12 protein-coding genes are annotated in these 20390 nt (G+C 35.6%); 3 read left to right on the top strand and 9 right to left on the bottom strand.

What is annotated here, in order from left to right; translation table 11 throughout:
- Positions 1–18: 18 nt before the first annotated feature.
- From FCR06_RS03995 to FCR06_RS03985, 3 genes are all read left to right on the top strand, one after another.
- The gene (locus FCR06_RS03995) at positions 19–1002 is read left to right on the top strand and encodes an ABC transporter ATP-binding protein (protein WP_138497564.1); all 984 of its coding nucleotides are present in this window, start codon (positions 19–21) and stop codon (positions 1000–1002) included.
- A gap of 403 nt (positions 1003–1405) precedes the next feature.
- Positions 1406–2875, top strand: a complete 1470-nt coding sequence (locus tag FCR06_RS03990; protein ID WP_138497563.1) for an SLBB domain-containing protein — start codon at positions 1406–1408, stop codon at positions 2873–2875.
- An 837-nt stretch (positions 2876–3712) separates the two neighbouring features.
- The gene (locus FCR06_RS03985; protein ID WP_223280034.1) at positions 3713–5110 is read left to right on the top strand and encodes a right-handed parallel beta-helix repeat-containing protein; all 1398 of its coding nucleotides are present in this window, start codon (positions 3713–3715) and stop codon (positions 5108–5110) included.
- Between the two features lie 574 nt (positions 5111–5684).
- On the opposite strand, the gene FCR06_RS03980 is transcribed toward FCR06_RS03985, so the two are convergent.
- The 9 genes from FCR06_RS03980 to FCR06_RS03940 form a co-directional block, all read right to left on the bottom strand.
- On the bottom strand, positions 5685–7913 hold the full coding sequence (locus tag FCR06_RS03980) for a GumC family protein (protein ID WP_138497562.1): 2229 nt from the start codon (positions 7911–7913) through the stop codon (positions 5685–5687).
- A 484-nt stretch (positions 7914–8397) separates the two neighbouring features.
- Positions 8398–9621, bottom strand: a complete 1224-nt coding sequence (locus tag FCR06_RS03975) for a glycosyltransferase family 4 protein (protein WP_138497561.1) — start codon at positions 9619–9621, stop codon at positions 8398–8400.
- A gap of 848 nt (positions 9622–10469) precedes the next feature.
- The gene (locus tag FCR06_RS03970; protein WP_138497560.1) at positions 10470–11771 is read right to left on the bottom strand and encodes a nucleotide sugar dehydrogenase; all 1302 of its coding nucleotides are present in this window, start codon (positions 11769–11771) and stop codon (positions 10470–10472) included.
- Positions 11772–11839: 68 nt separating this feature from the next.
- Positions 11840–12916: a glycosyltransferase family 4 protein gene (locus FCR06_RS03965; protein ID WP_138497559.1), complete on the bottom strand. Its 1077-nt coding sequence runs from the start codon at positions 12914–12916 to the stop codon at positions 11840–11842.
- A gap of 96 nt (positions 12917–13012) precedes the next feature.
- Entirely contained in the window at positions 13013–14251 is a 1239-nt protein-coding gene (locus FCR06_RS03960; protein WP_138497558.1) for an O-antigen ligase family protein, read from the bottom strand.
- Positions 14252–14314: 63 nt separating this feature from the next.
- Positions 14315–15391 (bottom strand): acyltransferase family protein, encoded by a 1077-nt coding sequence (locus FCR06_RS03955; RefSeq protein ID WP_138497557.1) that lies wholly within the window; start codon positions 15389–15391, stop codon positions 14315–14317.
- A 283-nt stretch (positions 15392–15674) separates the two neighbouring features.
- Positions 15675–16622, bottom strand: a complete 948-nt coding sequence (locus tag FCR06_RS03950) for a glycosyltransferase family 2 protein (RefSeq protein WP_138497845.1) — start codon at positions 16620–16622, stop codon at positions 15675–15677.
- A 114-nt stretch (positions 16623–16736) separates the two neighbouring features.
- Complete coding sequence (locus FCR06_RS03945) at positions 16737–18167, bottom strand: oligosaccharide flippase family protein (RefSeq protein ID WP_223280033.1); 1431 nt, start codon at positions 18165–18167, stop codon at positions 16737–16739.
- Between the two features lie 381 nt (positions 18168–18548).
- Positions 18549–19988 (bottom strand): sugar transferase, encoded by a 1440-nt coding sequence (locus FCR06_RS03940; RefSeq protein ID WP_138497555.1) that lies wholly within the window; start codon positions 19986–19988, stop codon positions 18549–18551.
- Positions 19989–20390 lie beyond the last annotated feature (402 nt).

The raw sequence follows: 20390 nt of genomic DNA, 5'->3' as shown, positions 1-20390 counted from the left end.
ATTGGTGATTGAACCGAGATGAAGTCTATTGCAGATGACCCCGATTCTCAACTGAATATGACAAACATGCCGCCAGTAGTTCTAACTTCTGAGTTAGCAAAAGTATATCGTACTGGTTTTTGGTTAAATCAAAAAGTCGTATCTCTTAAAAGCTGTTCTTTAAAAGTTTACAAAGGTGAAACCTTTGGGTTGCTAGGGCAAAATGGTGCTGGTAAAACTACCCTTTTAAAACTTTTATTGGGGATTATTCGTCCGACTGGTGGACGGGGATTATTGTTAGGTAAGCCACTTGGCGATCGCAATGTTAAGCAACATATTGGCTACTTACCAGAAAATCCTTATTTGTATGATTATCTCACTGGCTGGGAGTTTTTACAGTTAGCAGCGGGGCTATTCCAAATTCCTGAGAATATACAACGCCGACGCATTCCCCAACTGCTGGAACTAGTAGGTTTATCCCAAGCTGATGCCCGCAAAAAGCTACTGCGCCGCTACTCCAAAGGAATGTTACAGCGTGTTGGTATGGCACAAGCGCTAATTAACGAGCCAGACTTGGTTTTTCTAGATGAACCAATGTCTGGTCTCGATCCGGTGGGACGTTACCAAATGCGGGAAATCATCTTAGCGCTAAAAGCCGCTGGCAAGACGATTTTTTTTAACAGCCACATTCTCAGTGAAGTAGAACAGATTTGCGATCGCATTGCGATCCTCGCTCAAGGTGAATTAATTTGCTCTGGTTCCCTGAATGAACTTTTAGGTACAAACAACACATATCAGGTTAAAGGTCAAGGAGGTGACTGGGAAATTCTTAAAAAATGGCTACCCACTTTTATATTTGAGCCTGATGGTTCCTGGCAAGGTACACTACAAGATGATTACTATGATTTTCTCGCTAGTGTCCGTTTAATGGAGGGTAAAATCATTGCCATGAGCTTGTCCCGCCAGTCTTTAGAGGAGTTTTTTATTCAACAAATCCAAATAAAAAATAACTCACTTAATTAAGCTGATTGCCAAATAATTCTCTATCTTAAAACTTAATAGTGCCAATGATAATTTTGGCAATCACTGTTATTATGAGCCAAATTGAAATCATAATTCAACTATTATGTAATTTTTTCTAAAACAAAAAACATATTAGTAATTAACTCATCTGATTTACAGATAACTTAATGTATTTTATACATTAAGTTATCAAGATATTATATTTGATGATTTTTGTATTGCAACAAAATAAACTTTCAATTAAATTCACTAAAAATTCAAATGTTCACAACAAATTTTATCCGGAAAATCACACTGATAAAGGAAAATAAGAGTGTTGGGGAACTTGAATAATTAGGTATAGTCAAAATAAAAATGTTTAGACAGTACTTTATTAATCGTAATTTGAGAATCTCAGTGAAATATGCTTAACACAAATTTGTTTAAATTACTTACTCAATCACTTGTGGGTGCGGCTTTATTAACTACTGTCAATGCTGCGACACCTTTTGCTAGCTTAGCTCAGGGACAACCAGCATCACCAGCTACAGAAACAGCAAATACACAAACACAATTAGATACTAATTATTTATTAGGAGGGGGCGATCGCATACGTGTAAATGTATTTGAAGTACCTGAATATACAGGTGAATATCAAATTCCCCCAGGAGGAGCGATTAACTTACCTTTAATTGGCAGTGTTCCAGTTCTTGGATTAACAACTGAACAGGCCTCTGATGAAATAGCCAGAAGATATGCTCGCTTCCTCAAACGTCCTTTGATCTCAGTCAATTTATTATCGCCTCGTCCGATTAATGTTTTTGTAGCTGGAGAGGTAACACGTCCAGGAGCTTATACATTGAGCTTGAGTGGAGGCGCTGGAGACAATCCAGGCGTACAATATCCTACTGTATTAGCTGCATTGACAACAGCCCAAGGAGTGACACTGGCTGCGGATGTAACTCAAGTTCAATTACGGCGTAAATTCGGACGTTCTTCAGAGCAAGTCGTCACCCTAAACTTGAAGCAACTTATCCAAACGGGTACATTATCACAAGATATTACCTTGCGGGATGGAGACACAATAGTTGTGCCAACAGCAAATAACTTTGACGTAGCAGAATCTCGCAATTTATTTGCAGCTAACTTTGCCGCCAGTCAAACCACACCCCGCACAGTAACAATTATTGGTGAAGTTAACCGTCCAGGTTCCTATCTAGTCACCCCTGGTAGCCTAAACGATCAGGGAGGTGCAACTCCTAACAGTGGTACAGCTACTCCCACTGGTTTACCAAATGTCACACGAGTAATTCAACTAGCTGGTGGAATTACAGCACAGGCAGATATTCGTAATCTTAAACTACGCCGACTTACAAGAACTGGCTCAGAACAAGCCATAGATATCAATCTTTGGCAATTGTTGCAGAGTGGTGATGCCAATCAAGATATCATCGTCCAAGACGGAGATACAATTATTATTCCAACAGCAACTGAAATCAATCCAGCAGAAGCTACTCAACTAGCTACAACTACTTTGTCGCCTGCAAACATTCAAGTTGGTGTAGTTGGGGAAGTTAAAAAACCAGGATTAACGCAAATTCAGCCGAATAGCTCTTTAAATCAAGCTATCCTAGCTGCTGGCGGATTTAACGATGCCAGAGCTAGTGATGATGCTGTTGATTTGATTCGTCTTAATCCTAATGGTTCTGTCACTAAACGTGTAGTAAAAGTCGATTTCTCCGCTGGGATTAACGAGCAAACTAATCCCATACTCCGCAACAATGATGTTGTAGTAGTCAGCCGCTCTGGAGGAGCAAAAGTCGGCGATACTGCAGGCCTTGTTGCTTCACCTCTAGGTCTTATTTTCAGTGTTTTGAGGCTGTTCGGACTTTAGTTTAACATTGAAATTTAAATTGGGGGCTTTGGTTAACTTTTCCTGTCCCCATAATCTTATGATCATTACATCCATACTCGTAGAAAAGCAAGTGCTTCACAATAAATCAAGCTATCAGTTAAGGTTCAATAGTTTAAGATAAACACAAAACAACTATACACTAAATGATGCAAAACAAGAGTAGGTTATACAATAGGCTGTCCTTAGGTTATCGCCTACTTAAAAATAAAATTTGAGTATAAAACAAAGATTTTACATCTTGTTGAGTACTATTACTTATTGACAAATATTATATATTCTCTAAGCTTAGCCAAAATTTTTACACTGCATTCATAGTCTTTTTAAAAGTTTATTATAGTTACTCTAAATTCTTCTGATAATGAGAATATTTTAGAACCTAAGGTGAGCAATACTAGTCTGTGTCTTGTTTTTACCCATATGATGATTCTTATTAATATAAGTATTATTTAAGTAAATTAACTGATTGATGAGATATACACGATCTTAATTACAGATCCCACATATACACAGTAGAATGATGTCCAATTAGAAATGACGCCATTTGTACGGGTGCTTGGTGTCCATTAAAAAGGTAATTGTGAATACTGATAATCTATTTTCAGTATTTTTCATACAGCTTTACCAATTTTTGAAACACAATCTCAAAAAGCATTTGCACAATGATTTACGCGGAAATTCGCAGGTGAAAACCTAAAAAAACGTGTATAAACTTACAAACGGCAGTTATACGCTCGTATTGAACGCTGAGTTACTTACTAAGGCTAGAGTTAGTAACCGTTGACAGTTCAGTTTTTGCAACATAACCTTTTTTTCCCTATGATGATTCATGGTTTGAGTTTTCTCAGTTTGAGTGCATCTGCTGTACTTCCCTGGGCATTGACTGGTATGCTTCAAGGGCAGAAAATAAGAGAGTCTGTAGTTACAGATGTTCCTCAATCATCTACTGTTCAGGAAAAGAAACTACCTAACCGTAACCTAATTAGTGCTACTACGGCTGCTACAACAACATACTATGTTAGCGGTAGTGGAAAAGATACAAATAGCGGACTCACTGCATCATCTCCCTTTAGAACACCTCAAAGGGCGGCAAACCTTACCCAACCTGGTGATACAGTACTCCTGATGAACGGAGTATACACGAATTCAAACCCAAATGGGTCAGGAATAGATATTACACGATCTGGTTCGGCAAATGCATGGATTGTATATAAAGCATATCCTGGACATTCGCCGAAAATTCAGTTCAATGGATGGCATGGAATTTGGATTAAAGACGGAGCTTCCTATATCGAAGTAAACGATCTGGAAATTGAGGGAAACAATCGTAATATAAGTCTTAGTTATGCCCTGAGCCAAAAAAAGAACACTAACAACCCGCTAACAAGTGGAAGCTGTATCACTGTAGATGGACGAACCAAATCTCATCCTCATCATGTACGTATTCTCAACAGCAAACTACATGATTGTGGAGCGGGAGGCATTTCCGCAATTGAAACTGACTATCTGACAGTGGATGGGAACGAAGTATTCAATAATGCCTGGTATTCACCGTTTGGGGGTAGTGGGATTTCGATGCTCAGAAATTGGAACTATGGCAATGACAATAGCCAGAAGTATAGAAATATCATAACAAGGAACAAGGTCTACAGAAATCAAATGTATGTTCCCTGGATTTTTAACGGCAAAATCCAAGATGGTAACGGAATAATTTTTGATCGCTTAAGAGAATCTGGATATCAAGGCAGTAGTTTGGTTGCGAACAATGTCGTATACCTAAATGGTGGTGGCGGCATTCATTCATTCAGAAGTGACAAGCTCGATATTATCCATAACACTTCTTATCTAAATAACCAGTCTCCAGGAATTCCATATGGAAATGTCTCCCTGAATGATGTTAGGAATGCCAATGTTCTCAATAACATCCTTTATTCTCGGAGTGGCGCACCGATAAACGTGGACAGCAGCAAAAATACCAATACTACTTTTAACTATAACCTTTACAACGATAACGGTTATGATGCAAGTGGTAGTGGACCGAATGATATTATCGCAGATCCACAGTTTATTAATGCATCCGGAGGTGATTTTAGACTTAAATCAACCAGTCGAGCAATCAATAGTGGTTCTAGATTTAGTTATTTGACAACCGATATTTTAGGCAACCCTCGTGTAAGGGGTTCAGGACCCGATAGAGGAGCATACGAAATGCAGTAGTAATCAATAGCATAGTATTGGGTTGTATGACGAAATTCTGATTTCTACAGAGTTTTTGTCTACAACCTGTTTTGTAATTTATAAATGAATGGGAAATGGGCTATTTTGGTGATGCGATCGCTTTTAGAACTTACCCATTATACAAGTTAATTATAAAGTGTGTTCCTGGATTTGGTTGTTTCAGGCACTTTATATAACCCTGATTTATTTGCTGGCTTGGCCTATACGTAGGTAGTCCCTCGTAGAAATCAGTGGGTGCTAAAGATGGCTAAAAATAATCAAATAGCGTAATATTTGTGTGTATACATGATTTTTACCTTTTATTCCTTGATCTCATGTCCACTCAAATAATCTTATTGCAACCTGATGTTAAGTAATCTAGAAAACATTGCGATTATGTCGTTTCACTCACAATTCCTATAACTGATGATTTGGCAATAAATCATAATCAGACCATTATTACAATCATCTTGTACTATTAAACCTTGCCCATAAGCGGAGCTAGGAAAGCTCCGCTTATTTTGCCTTGTCATATAAAGGAATTGGTACAAGTCAAGATAAACTCTAAAAGTTTTTATTTTTTTGCAAGTCCCTTAAGCTCTTTTTTCAACTCTCTTGGTTGAAAATATTCGTGACCATGATACAAATAAGTACTAGATTCATTTTTGTCAATGATTCCATTGACCACTAAACCTAATACATTATAGTTAGATCTCTCTAACATTTCTTGAGCAGCATTAGCACTGTTAGAATCAATTACACCAGGTCGAGCCACTAATAAAATCCCATCAGTCATTTGGCTTAAAGTCAAAGCATCAGCTGCTAAAAGAAGCGGAGGAGCATCAATAATTACAAAATCATAGTTATACTGAGATGAGAAATTGTCAATTAATGATGCCATGCGTTTTGAGTCAAGCAGAGCAAGTGGGTTAGGAGGTCTAACTCCAGCACTTAAGACATCAAGATTATCCATTACTTTGGATACAGCTACATTAAATTCAGCTTGACCGACAAGAACCTCACTTAAACCAACTGCATTTGTTAGTTGCCACAGATGATGCTGAGAAGGAACTCGCATATCTGCATCAATTAATAAAACTTTACGTCCTAACTGAGCGATCGCTGCTGCCAAATTAGCTGAAACTGTAGATTTACCTTCTTTAGGAACTGCGCTAGTTACTACAATCGTTTTGAGTACTTTATCTGAACTCAAGAATTTTAGATTAGCTTGAATCATCCGATACATTTCACTCGTTAAGGAGTAAGGTGTATCTCGGACAGCAATCTTTTGAGTTATTGATTCTGCACTTGAATAACGAGAACGAAGCTTTTTAACAGATAAAGGTACAATTCCCAGTAAAGTATATCTAAATATATCTCTGACTTCCTTAAGCGTTTTTAGAGATCTATCTCTCATACCTAACAACATAACAGTTGTAGCAGCCAAGAATAAACCAAACATTACTCCTAGCAGCAAAACGATAATTTTTTTAATTATTAGGGGGTCAGTAGGCACTATAGCTTGAACAATAATTCGGGAACTGGGCGTATTTGTATTCTCAACTAACTGTAATTCTTGAACCTTTTTCAACACAGTTTGATATGTTGATTCTGCAACTTCAACTTTCCGCTCTAACTCACGCTGATTCTGTATTAGCTGTGGTATAACTTTCACGCGCTGTTCATAATTAGAGCGGGAATTATACAAAGAGGCGAGTCTTTGGCTTAAGCCAAAACGTTGGACTTCTGCTTGTAGAAAATTTTGGATGAGGGTTTGTCTGAGTTCTCCAATTTGCAATAAATTCTGAGGAACTTGTGTGTTGTTACCAACAGTCTGAGAAATTTGCTGCTGTAGCAAAGCTCTTAAGTTAGCTTTTTTTGCTTCCAGATTAATAATTGTTGGGTTATTATCTTGGAAGCGGCTACGCTCAGTAGCTAACTGTCGGTCAGTATCTTGAAGTTGTGTCAGGATTCCCTGTACAGCAGGTGACTGACTAAGACTGCTTACAGCAAGGGCGTTTTGGGAATTTAAATTTACTTTCTGCCGCAGTTCATTGGTTTGAGCGTTGACCTCATTTAATTGAGCCTGAACAGTATTAATATCGTTGTTTAAATTTCCAATAATCCCAACTGCTGACCTTGTTTCTTCTGATAAATCTGTAATGCGGTTTTTCTGTTTAAATATACGTAGCTCTCGTTCTGCTTTATCAACAGCCTCTTGAGTTTTCGGAATCTGCTTAGCAATAAACTGACGAGTTAGTGATGCCTCTGAGCGATTTGTACTTATATCGTTTTCTAGATAATTATTCATCACTGTATTGACAATTGCTGCGGCTTCTTCAGGATTATGGCTGGAATAAGTAATTCTCACCACATCTGTTCCGGGGACAATTTTTAGTACCAGTGATTTTAGTAGATCTTTTGCTGTCAAAGGTTCGCCGTCATCGTCTTGGAGTTTTAATTTATCTATTGTCTTCTGCAATAAAGCAGGGGAAGAAATAACTTCTATTTGAGTATTTATAGGATTTTGAGTGGCTAATAGAGATTTTAAATCTCCAGGAGATTCTCCTTCAGTGGTTGTCGGCAAAAGATTAGATCCTAATACTTGATAAGAGGGAATTTTAAACAAGAGTTTTCCTTCTGCTTCATAGGATGGCCTCATAAATCGTGTAGCTACCGCACTCAGTGCGACTGTAGCTAAGAATACAGCTGCACCAGGAAGCCAGTACCGTTTCAATGTCGATAAGTAACGACTAAGGTCTAAATCAATAGATTCTCTAGATTCGGTAGATTTTTCTAACATAATGGTCAAAAGTAGGGTTTTAAGCGAGCAATTCAATATCGGTCTTTATCTAAACTAGATACAATGCACAGCTATTAGTAAAACTAACGTTATTTTACAATATGACACATAGTATAAACTATTTAAGTAATAAAGCGCTCAAATAATCTACAGGCTTTGGTTTTATCGATCTAAAGCCAACATTTATTAATCTTGAGGAGCGTTATTAAAAGTAAAATGCAATGCTAGTTGAAGTTGATTTAGCTTGCGGTTACCATTGAGTGATACAAGGTCTTAATGTAGCATCATCACCAGGGTTGGAATCACAGCAAGCAAGTATAGCGATCACTTAATCCTGTATTCACAACAGGGATCGCTGGTTTGCTTTTGAGCAAAAACTACCTGAGAATTCTAAATTTCAGACAAGATTGTTATCAATGACTTGCCGCATCATAAATCAATTATTTAGAAGCAGCAAGTTCTTTCAAAAATTTTGAGCGTAGTGTTAAAGTTGCTTTCTGGATTCAGGGCTGGAATCTTTCTTACCTTGCCAAGCTTTGTTGTAAGCCTCTAACAGCTTAGGTACTTGATGTCGCCACTCTAGTTTGTCCACCATTCTTTGTCTACCTAGCTCTCCCATCTGCTGTCGCCGCTGAGTATCCTCTAGAAGTTCAAGAATGTTCTCAGCAAAATCCACCACGTCGTTACCTTTTGCATAAACAGATGCTGCTTCTGCTGATCGCCTTCCTTCCAAAAGGTCAAACTGAACAATGGGTTTTCCCATTGCCATATACTCCATAATCTTGTTCATCGTCGAACGGTCATTGTAGGGCATTTTTTTATCAGGATTAGCACATATATCACAGCTGGAAAGTCTTTCTAAAAGTTCATTATCAGGAATACGACCTGTAAATTCTACATATTCATTTACTTCTAACTCTTGAGATAATTCTTGAAGCTTTTCAAACATCGGTCCACTACCGATGAGCATAAACTGAATGTCGTGGCGATTTTTTTCATAGATAATGTAGCGCACTGATTGGAGTAGATAATCGATTCCCTCTGGTTCTCCCATGACACCAACATATCCCACCAAATAGTTTCGTCCTTTACGGTAAACTGGGTTGGGGGGTAGGGGTTGAAAGCGGGAAAGATCAGGTCCGCTGCGAACAACAAAGACATCTTCTGGACTTTTGCGTCCACGGGTAAGTGCTACCGAGAGGTAAGACTCATTAGTCGATATAACTACGTCAGCTGTGGCAAAAGTCAGTCTTTCAACCAAGGAGAGTCCATAGTAGAATATGTCTCGTCGTCCATACTTAGCTTCGTACATCTCTAGATTGATATCATGATGATCAAATATGACTTTTACACCTTTGAATAACTTGAACCACCCTGCTATCAAAAATAGTAAATCTGGAGGATTACAAATGTGAACAATATCAAAACCGCGCTCTTGCCACACTCGATGAGCGAGGCGAAACTCCCAATAAAGTGCTGTACCGTACTCCCGTAGATAACCAGAGACCGAACTAATATCAGGTGGCATTGAGTGGCGATAAATGTGAACGCCATCGATCACCTCGTATTCTTCTTCAAAGCCTTTACCTTTGGGACAAATTACTGAAACTTCATACCCAGCTTTTGTTAGGGTATTAGCTTCCATCCATACACGCCGATCAAAGGGAACAGGCAGGTTTTCTACAATTATTAATACTTTATTAGACATGTCTCATTCCCCTTTAAATTAGCTTCTCATTTTTAATTTATTTTGCTAGGTTTACAATACCTTCGGCAACTTAACCTGAGTCTTTAACGAAAGTACACCTACGGGAACGGCGAAAGAAAACTGCGTTTTTTTAGGAGTTCGATGAATCCCTTGCCCACCTCACAGAGGGGCTTAAATTTCTTTAATTTTAAGGAAAAATCAAGTTTTTAAAGACTCTTTCCTTTACTAGGAAAGGTTAGCAGAGTATTTTTAAATACGTCGGATTCACGTCAATTTACGAGTATTGACATAGATAAACTTACGAGAATACACCCTTTTTTAGTAAAAGTCAAAAAACTGAGTTACTAAAATCCTGTATGGTTTCTGTCTCAATAAATGATACTATTTTATCCATCTGATCTGGATTTTACCTTTTGCCTAAGAATTAAGCACGCTCTTATTTTGAATTGTTTTGACTCCTGAAAACATTAGGTAAGCGCATCTAAATTCTTCTTGATAAAAGACCTATTTAATGTATAAACAAAAAATAGGATTTATCCTTTGATTGATTTTCCAACTCTGAAGGCGATCGCTTAAAATTTTGTACATTCAGTGATCCTGAATGCAAGATTTTTCACTTTAATGATAGCGTTAGCAACCAAAGTTAAAAAATAAGGCAAAAATTATGATTTGTCGTTTGGTTTAGTTTTCTAGACTTAAAGCGATGCTTATAACAAGCTTCAGAGTGTCTAGGCTAAATTTGTGACAATAACTTGAGCTTATTGAACATAAAATCTTTTTATTTACATAATACTGACACCCTGTATATCCAGAAAATAGTTAAGTTATTTCATTAATTATTTCTTTGTTTACCAAGCAATACCAGAATAATTTAACTCTTTAATCGGTTCACTAAAGACACCAGCCAGATCAAAAATTTGTTTTTCTTTGACCGCTTCGTGTAATATCTGCCGAAACTCTGGACTAGCATAGGTAACTATTACGACTTCTGCATCCTCCAGAGCTTGTTGGGGTTCTGCAACTAATAGATCCTCAAAATGAGGGAGGTTATTTTGGATATAAGCTAAATTGGTTCCCATTAATCGAGCTTCATAGACAGCTTGGTCATATATTTTTACCTGACATCCTTCCCCAATCAATCGCTTAACTAACAACACTGCTGGACTTTCTCTCAAGTCATCTGTACCTGGTTTGAATGCTAATCCTAAAACAGCAATCTTTCTTACCCCAAGGCGTAATACCTGCTGGGCCGCCAAATCAACTTGGAGGGTGTTAGTAGTCGGAAGGGCGTTTAGTAAAGGTACTGGTATATCCATGCTACGTGCGTAGTAAAGCAAAGCACTCAAATCTTTGGGCAGACAGGAACCACCATAGGCAAATCCAGGACGCATATAAACAGGGGAAATATTTAATTTTGTGTCTTGTATGATGATGTTCATTACTTCTCGTCCATCTACACCAAAAGCTTTGGCAACCCGTCCGATTTCATTAGCAAAGCCTACTTTGGCAGCGTGCCAGCAATTAGCTACATATTTAACCATTTCTGCCACAGATGGTTTGACTATCGTGAAGGGTGCATCTACAGTGGCGTACATCTGCCGCACTGCTGCTTCTGCTATGGGAGATTCAGTACCGATAATAGTATAAGGTGGTTGATCGTAATCTTTGATAGCTGAACCTTCCCGTAAAAACTCTGGGTTAAATGCTAGATGGATAGAGCTATTACCTGTAATACTCTCTATCAGATTTTGACACTTTTCTAATGTTCCTGGAGGGACAGTGCTACGCAACACAACTACATGGTTTTCACTCTTATGGCTAGCAGCTTTCCCAATTTGCTTGCAGACACTCCAAACGTAACTAAGATCGGGTTCTCCCCTCTCTGTTGGAGGTGTGCCAACACTAATGAGCGAGACATCTGATCCTAGCACTGCTGCTTCAGTATCAGTAGTAGCTGTGATTAAGTTAGCCGCCACTCCGTCTACTAACAACTGACTCAACCCTGGCTCTACAATTGGCGATTCTCCCTTGGCGATCAAATCTACTTTTTCGGGGTTGACATCTACGCCAATGACTTCATGTCCGTCTCGTGCCAAGCAAGCTGCTGTTACAGCACCAACATATCCCAAACCAAAAATGCTAATTTTCATATCTATGGTTGTTATGCTTTCATACAGTACAAAACACTCAAGCCCTAAGAGTGGCCTTCTCTAGCATCCTAATTTAACACTGACTGATATAGATTTATAAAAGAAATCCAATGTTTTTTGATATCTAGAGGAAAAACACTTATTCTAGCTTTTTCTCCAAGAGAAAGCCTCAAAATTTCATTTTCAATCAAAGACTTAACAGCACTTGATAATTCTTCAATATTACCTGGATTAACGATTAATCCATTTTGAGATTGAGTTACTATTTCAGGTATACCTCCTACTGGTGTTACTATGACTGGTAGTTCCCAAGCCATTGCTTCCAACATTGCTAATGGAAGACCTTCATTGTAAGAAGGCAATACAAAAACATCTGCCTGAGTTAGAAGAATATCACGTTCATCTGACCCTATCCAACCAGGCAGTTTGATATAATTCTCTAGATTTAAAGTCTTAATTAAATTGTCTGCTTGCTCTAAATCTCCGTCACCTGCCATAATTAAATTAGCTCTATTTCTATATTCAATAGGTAGAAGAGAAAAGGCTTTGATCAAATCAAATGCTCCTTTGCGTTGCCCAATTCGTCCTAAGAAAAGTAAATTTACTTTTTCGGAATCTGAACGAGGTGGAACTTCCACAGGAACTTTTACTGGATTATATAAAACTACTACTTGTTCTGGTTTAAGACCAAGGTTTTTTATATAAAAGTTTTTCCAACTTTCAGATAAAACAATTAATTTTTGACACTTGCCAAATATCCAACTTAACAATTGCTGGAAATATTTTGGAAGCCCAGCAAAAAATATATGAAATTGACTACCATGAGCATGTATTATTATTGGTTTCTGAAATACCCAAGCTAAAATTATCATAATTGCTTGTCGTAAAATACTACCACGCTGTGATATCTGAAGTTGAACAAGATCAACTTCTTGCTTGAGTAATATCCATACTAATTTCCATATAGCTTTCAAAAATATTATGATTTTGATTGCTAAATTTCCTTCTTGATGAGTAATAATATGGCATATTTCAACTTCTGGAGGAGCATATTCTAAAAAAAGCTTTTCGTAACCAGAAATTCCACCCTGTTGAAGCAAACTAGGACCTAACATAATAATTTTTATAGCATGACTTTTATACATAACTTTAATTTTGTAAAATTTTATAAGCAGTTAATAATATAACAATCCATTCTTAGGAAATTTTAAACGTATTCAGTATGTGTATTAATTAGATATTTATAACTTTGTTTTGGAAGGAAGAGATATTTGACTTGATAATATAGCTGATACATAAAGTGTCCATTCAATAGAATTCTGTTCTAGTAATATGGTTTCAGTAAAGTTTGAAACAATTGTAAAGGTTAGATAAATTAATAACCATACATTATTTTCAGGCATTTTATTCAGCCTAATTAAATATATCCCTCTGAAGAAATTTACTAACAATCCCATTAAAAAAACCAAAACTCCTAATAAACCCAAGGCTAGCCAGAGATCCAGAAATCCATTGTGAGCACTAGGAGCCGGCCATCCTGCTGCTGCTTGTACATAAGCCGCGCCTGAGGTATCAGAGCCGTACCAGAATGCTCCATAGCCATACCCTAACCACGGTTTTTTTGCAATCAGATCTAACACAGCAGGCCAGATCTCTGAGCGTCCAGTGAGTGTTGTATCCTTACCGACACTTCCCAAAATTTGATCCGCATACGTTATGAACCAGGCATAAAAAGCTATGCTTGCAGCGCTGATGAATGTCAAAGTAGGTATTAACGTTGTATACTTGAAGCGTAAAATTTTGTGATATATGGGGAAAGCCGCTGTAAGTATGAGCAAATTCCCTAAAGATGTTGTTGAGCTTGAGAAGAATACAAGTATTCCTGAAGCAATATAGCCAAGCCATGAAACCCAGCGATTTTGTCGAGTAGTCATAGCAACGAAGAAAAATATTGCTCCACTAAGTACAAATCTCCTACCTAAAATATTCTTCTGTGAGTATATTCCTCGCCAAGCACGTGCATGTTCCTCCACTCCAAGACCATACTGTGGCATCAACAAAACAATTAAAAAACACGCTACTGCTGAAATACCAAGCATGTAGGTACATAACTTCAATTGTTCTTTTAAGGTATAACGTGAAGCTAAATAAACTCCAAATAACGTTGTTCCTATGAGACCAAAAACCCTACGTATAGTAGTATCTGAATCTAAAGACCAAAAACTAGAAAGTGCACAAACTCCAATTAAGACCCAAACAAGTTTATCTCTGCCAATAACACGGATAACCTTCTTCCAGCGTAGAGCGATTAATAAAAAGATGACTATATATGTAAAAGTGTAAAGTAATCGAAATATAGTTCTATCACCTTCTTTTACAGTAAAGCCATTAGTTAAAAATGGATCTAATGGAGTTCCTGAATAAATTATTAAACAAGTAATTGTAATTAATTGTTCGGCAGAAATTAAAAGTTTCCTCATTTTATATAATGTTTATCATTGTGTAGATAGACAATAAGTAAATAGGTAGCCAATCGTTGATTGCTATTTTTCATGAATTTGAGCAAATACTTTGTTTTTTAAATTTGCAATTAATGGCTTTTCCAAATAAGTATGGACAAAACACCCCATAACTATTGCCATTATGACTGTTACAAGTGCAATTATATTGTCACTTGTATAATTAGATAAAACATTATATTTAGTAAGTTTACTAGTAAATTTACTTATATTATTTAAGAAGAAACCGTGTGTTAAGTATATAGAATAGGATGCATTTCCTATATAAATTAAAATTAATGGTATATTTATCTTACTCGACATTTCTAAATATACAGATCCAATAATAAGAAATGTAAAAGGAATGCCATAAGCTATTAATGAGGAAATACCTGAGACATCATACTCTCCATACTTTGTATTTATAACTGATAATATTAAAATAAAAATAGAAGTGTAAATTAATAATTTTTTAAACTTAAATCTAAATTTAGAAATAATATATGCAGCTAAGCAACCAAGAACAAATTCTAAATTATGTTCGTCAAATATAAACATTAATATCAAATTTTCTCCTGGTAAACCATTTAAAAAACTGATAATAATACCAACAATCCAAATAAAAATTATTGGCTGAAAAATTTTTGTGTTGAACAATATTAGTAAGGCAAATAGGCAGTAAAAAAAAATTTCATAACTAAGCGTCCAACTAACACCAATAAAATTATTCTCTAGAATGGATCTGTCTTGTGGTAGTAACAAAAAAGCTTTAATGATTTCGTCTGCACCTGGCTGATAAATTGCATTTTTACTAATAGTAAATATAGAAACTAAAATTTTGCTAGCTAATATAATCCAATATAATGGATATATACGAATGAATCTTTTCACAATGAAAGATTTTAATTTATTTGGTTTACCTATATCATATTGATGAATGTAAAATATGATAAATCCACTCAGTACGAAAAAAAAATCAACACCTATCCAGCCAAAATGAAATATTTGCAATAAAGTATTTTTATTAAATTCACGAGTAAGTATATGATTGGCGTGGCATAAAACTACCAGAATAGCAGCAACACCACGATAAACTTGTAATAAATTTAATTTTTTATTCATATCATTATGGGTGTAGGCTATAAAAACTAAATTGATAATTTAATTCTGTAAATTGCTATATAAATACGTTTGTATCAATGTCTCAGTTTTTGGATTTTTGATAAACATCAAATGTTTGAGCGATTTTAAGTATTGCTGGTAGGAAGCCACTATCAAAGTTTACATAAGTTGCCAGTTAGTCATGCTCATTACCCTGCTGAACTGACAACACATCTTTTTTGTACCTCACTATCTAACTTAATAAACTCACTTCAGGGTTAACATTTTCTATGTAAACAGCCTTTCATGTTATGGGATTTTTATTCAAAACAGAACGAATTTGCTGTCTAATATTCTGAGGAATCAACCAGATTGTTAAGTATAAGCATATATCTATTGGTCGAGGCTTGCCCCAACGAATAGCTTCCCACAATAAAGGAAAGAAAGCTCTCCAGTCACCTACTAATGACGCAGAATGACTAACAATTGTTGCAATAAAGCCAGAATAAGCTTTCCGTGTAACTAAATTACGGATTGAACGAATCCAATCTAAGGAATATTTCCAGTCATTGACGTTGCTTAAGCGCTTGATTCCCATTTCTGAATGCCAGATTGCCATAGCTTCAGGTACAAACTCTACTCCTACACCTTTAATTGCACTAACTCGAAGCAACCACTCCCAATCCTCATGTCTATAAAATTTTTCTTCCAAAGGCATTTTTTCCATCATCTCTTTTTTCACAAAAATAGTGGAGGTTTGTATGCATCCTTCTCCTTTAAAAAAGGAGTTACGAACAAAAAGATATTCGCTTAAAGGCTCAGAGAGTTTTGGTAGCCTTCTTGGACAAATAAATTCCCCTTTTGGAGTTAGAGAAATGAAACGACTAGCAACTACTGGAAAATCATAATTAGAATTATTTGCTACTTCTAGTTGAAGTTGTAATTTTTGAGGGAGCCATTCATCATCATCATCTAAAAAAGCTATCCAAGTACCTTTTGCTTCCCTAACCCCAGTATTTCTAGCCCCTGATGGTCCAATATTTTTTAATAGTTCTATCACTCTCAGTCTTGGATCACCTATTTTACATAGTGCATTGACTGTTTCCTGGTCTGGGCCGTCTATTATTACAATCACTTCAATTGATTGCAATGTCTGACTTAACGCACTTTTTACTCCTCTGACAACAATTTGTGGTCTGTTGCGTGTAGGAATCACAACACTGATTACTGGTTGAGAACTCTCATTTACCATTGCTAAACTTTGAGTTTTTCTTCCTGATTGAATAAATTCCATATTCCTTGCTTTAGCTACTTTTATTTTGTAAATTAAGTAAAAAATTAGGTTGATAATCTTAATTCAATATTTTTATTTTTTTACAATTTTTTGCCATGCAACATGGATTCCACCTAAAGTATGAATCATCAATAAGCTCACAAATAGAATATAGCAAAAAGTCGCAATTGCTATGGTCAATAAAAAGTCTAACTCAATTTTTTTTAGTATAAAAAATACCATTGACATCAAAATGCTAATTAATAAAGGTGATCGCATAATTTGCCAGTAATTTAATGGAAATATAAGAGTAGAGGTGAAGTAAATATATTGGCTAAAAGCAATAAAACTCATTAAAAAAGCCATTATTGCTGCACCTAATAAGTTATATTGTGAAACTAGTATCACACCTGCCAAACTTCCTAAGGTAGTGTTAACAGCTACCTGACGAAGGTTTACAATCTCAAAACCATTTGCTACAAGTAAAAAAGATAATGACTGATTAAAAGGTATAAAAATTAATGATACAGCAATGACACTTAGAGCTAAACTTCCTTGAGCAAAGCTAGGATTATAGACAAAAGTCAGTAAATTTTTACTAAGAAACAGCATACCAATAGATAAAGGTAATGCAATGATTAATAACATCTCAATACAATTTGAGATAATTTTTCGCTGACTTTCGCGTCCTTTAGTTACTGCTTTTGATAATCCTGGAAACATTGCTATGCATATACTATTAGCAATAATAAAAAAGGGCTGGAACAATTGTGTTATTCCACCATATATACCAATTATAAACTCACTCCCTGATAATGAAAGAATTAAAATTTGAATTCTACCATTGACTACAGCTAGTGCTTCAATAGCAAAGAATGTACGTGCATTTTTGATTATACTGTAAATAAAATCTTTATCAATTTTCCATTTTGCTTTAACTAGTTTATTAATTAAAATCCACTCAATTACCAGAATTAACGATTCTGAAAAAACTAGAATTCCTGCAATATAATCGATTCCGTAATTCATTTGCATTGCCCAGAGCATGAGGAATAAACGTATTACATACACTGGAACTGTAGCAATGGCAATTAGATGCATTTTTTCTTTAGCTTGAAAAATGGCCTCAGTAATATTGGAAAGTGAAAACGGAATGATGGTTAAACCCATGATGTAGCAAGCAGTCGAGGTTTCGGAAGTATAGGGTAGTAAAAAAACTAAGATTACTAGAACTACATAACTCAGCAAACTGAAAATTAACTGCAACCAAGTTCCACTTATTAAATAAAGTGGTGTTTTTTCTGGATAACGTGCTATTTCTCTGGTAAATAAAGTCTTTAATCCTTGTGAGGCAATACTTACAAATATAAAATAATATGTAAATGCCAGTAGATATTGACCTAAAGCTTCAGCTCCTAAGATGCGAGCAATAGATGCAGTTAAAACAAAGGTTGTAATGCTTTGCGCTAATCGATTAACTACCATTGAAAGGGAATTACTTATTAACTTTCGGTTTTTTCCCATATAGTAATAAACTTAATTTTGATAATTTTTATGCCATGATTTATGTTGTTTTTTATACAAAGCTCTTAATAACGTTTCAATGATATATTTCTGATTTCTACAAAGCGTCATTTCTGCCTTATTTTATTAATATTATTAGATATACCAAACATTAAATTCAGTTAATTTTTTATAGTGTTCTTTTTTAAGAAAATATTTGCTTGGTACTACAAAATTAAATATCCAGTTTGCTTCATTCAGAAAGTTCCTCGTTCCTCAGACACGAACGGTCAAAATAATACGGCCTTAGCTAAAAAAGAAAGTATGCTACATTAAGTTATTGCATACATTTTTGTAAAAATTTTCAGACTTAAGGATAGCAGAGTATTTTTCCTTATAAATTTAATATGCACCTTCTTTTTTCAAAACAACCATAATTGTTTTGAGTAGAATTTCAAAGTCTAAACTAAGTGACCAATTTTCGATATAGTTCATATCTAGAGCTATTACTTGTTCAAAATCTAAAATATCTGAGCGACCTGAAACTTGCCAAAGACCAGTAACACCAGGTAAAACTTCATGTCGAATAAAATGATGTTCAGAAAACTTATCTACATCTCTAGTTGGTAAAGGACGAGGTCCGACTATACTCATTTCTCCAAAAATCACATTAAAGAGTTGCGGTAACTCATCTAAACTGTATCGACGGAGAAATTTTCCGACATTAGTAATGCGGGGATCGTCCTTGATTTTGAAAATAATCCCATCTTTAGCCTCATTTAAGGCTTCTAATTCTTTCTGTAATTTGTCTGCATCAGATCTCATGGTTCTGAATTTCCATACTTTAAACTGTTTTCCATGTAGACCTATACGAGTTTGTTTGTAGAATACAGTGCCTGGAGAGTCTAATTTGATAGCTATAGCTATAACTACATAGATAGGGAATGTTAACATTACGAATAAAGCGGCGAAACAAAAATCACAAATACGCTTTATCCAAAAATCTTTACCTGTAATTATTGGACAATCTAAACTTATGCAAGGCATTCCTCCTACTTTATTAAATTCGACGTTTCTATAAATTGGTTTTAACTCCATCGGTATAATGTGTACTTGGATACCTGATGCTTGAAATAACCAGCACAAAAACATTCTATTTTTGAGAGCATCCCAAGATATAAAAACTTCTGTTACACCTAGCTGATTAAGTTGATCTAATGTTTGTTGACGTTGATATCTGTCTAATGAATTAGCATTCGCCGTTCCAGATACAATATAGTGCTTCTCCTTTTTCACAAAGCTAGCAATCTGCTCGTGGTCTTGAGGATCGCAAATAATGAATACAGAAGAACGGACTATTTTCTTTTGTTTACGCAGATATTCAAGAATAATATTTACAGCATACCTACCACTACAAATAAACAATGTACTGAACAACCAAGATAATAATAACCTTGAACGTGTAATATCTACGAATGGCTGATATAAAAAACAAATAAGTAGTATTAATCCATGAGCAAAAGTAAGCGATTTTATAATATTTAGATAGTCATAGCGTTTTTGACCTTCTCGATAAATACCTTCAATAGCTAACGATCCTATTTGAATTGCAATACTGATTAAAACAGGTAAATAATCATTCAATGTATGCCAAGTAAAATTTCCGTAAGAAGATTGATATCCAGCTAAAACCCAAGCAAAGGATAAAAGAGTACAGTCTACTAGAAATAATGTTGTTAATCTCAGCCACCACGAACCTTTGCGTACTCTCACATATGCAGATGCACGTAGATCCAAAGGTATTTCACTTAATTTATTTGTTTCAATACTTTGATTACTCATAGTTAGTAACACTTGGTGTTTTTAAAATTTTTCTTGGAACTATGTCAAGTAGAGTATCTCACATTTTGTTATACAAAGGTAACCTTTATATTTGACTGTTACTCATTATTTATAAGTAAGGCTGACTCTGTATCAAAAATATATTAAAGGGTCTAAGTATAAGTATTAGGCAAATAGTTAGCATTTATTACAAACTTTCGTCTAGTTTGATCTGCAAACTTTGAGCTTTGATGTGAAGCAAAGAATTTGTTGTTGACTTAATTAGAGTTCTTGCTGTTAATAATTTTAGAGAAACCGGATAAAGATATTAGAATTTGTAACGTACGTAATTTATGGACTGAATCCTTACAGTTCAATTGGAGAGGTGTCCTTGCAGAAAAATGATACTCCTTCCGGAGTTAC

The sequence above is a fragment of the Nostoc sp. PA-18-2419 genome, assembly GCF_005869855.1.
GTDB lineage: Bacteria > Cyanobacteriota > Cyanobacteriia > Cyanobacteriales > Nostocaceae > Nostoc.
The sequence above is the reverse complement of the archived record's forward strand: the minus strand, read 5'-3'. Positions and strand labels throughout refer to the sequence as shown.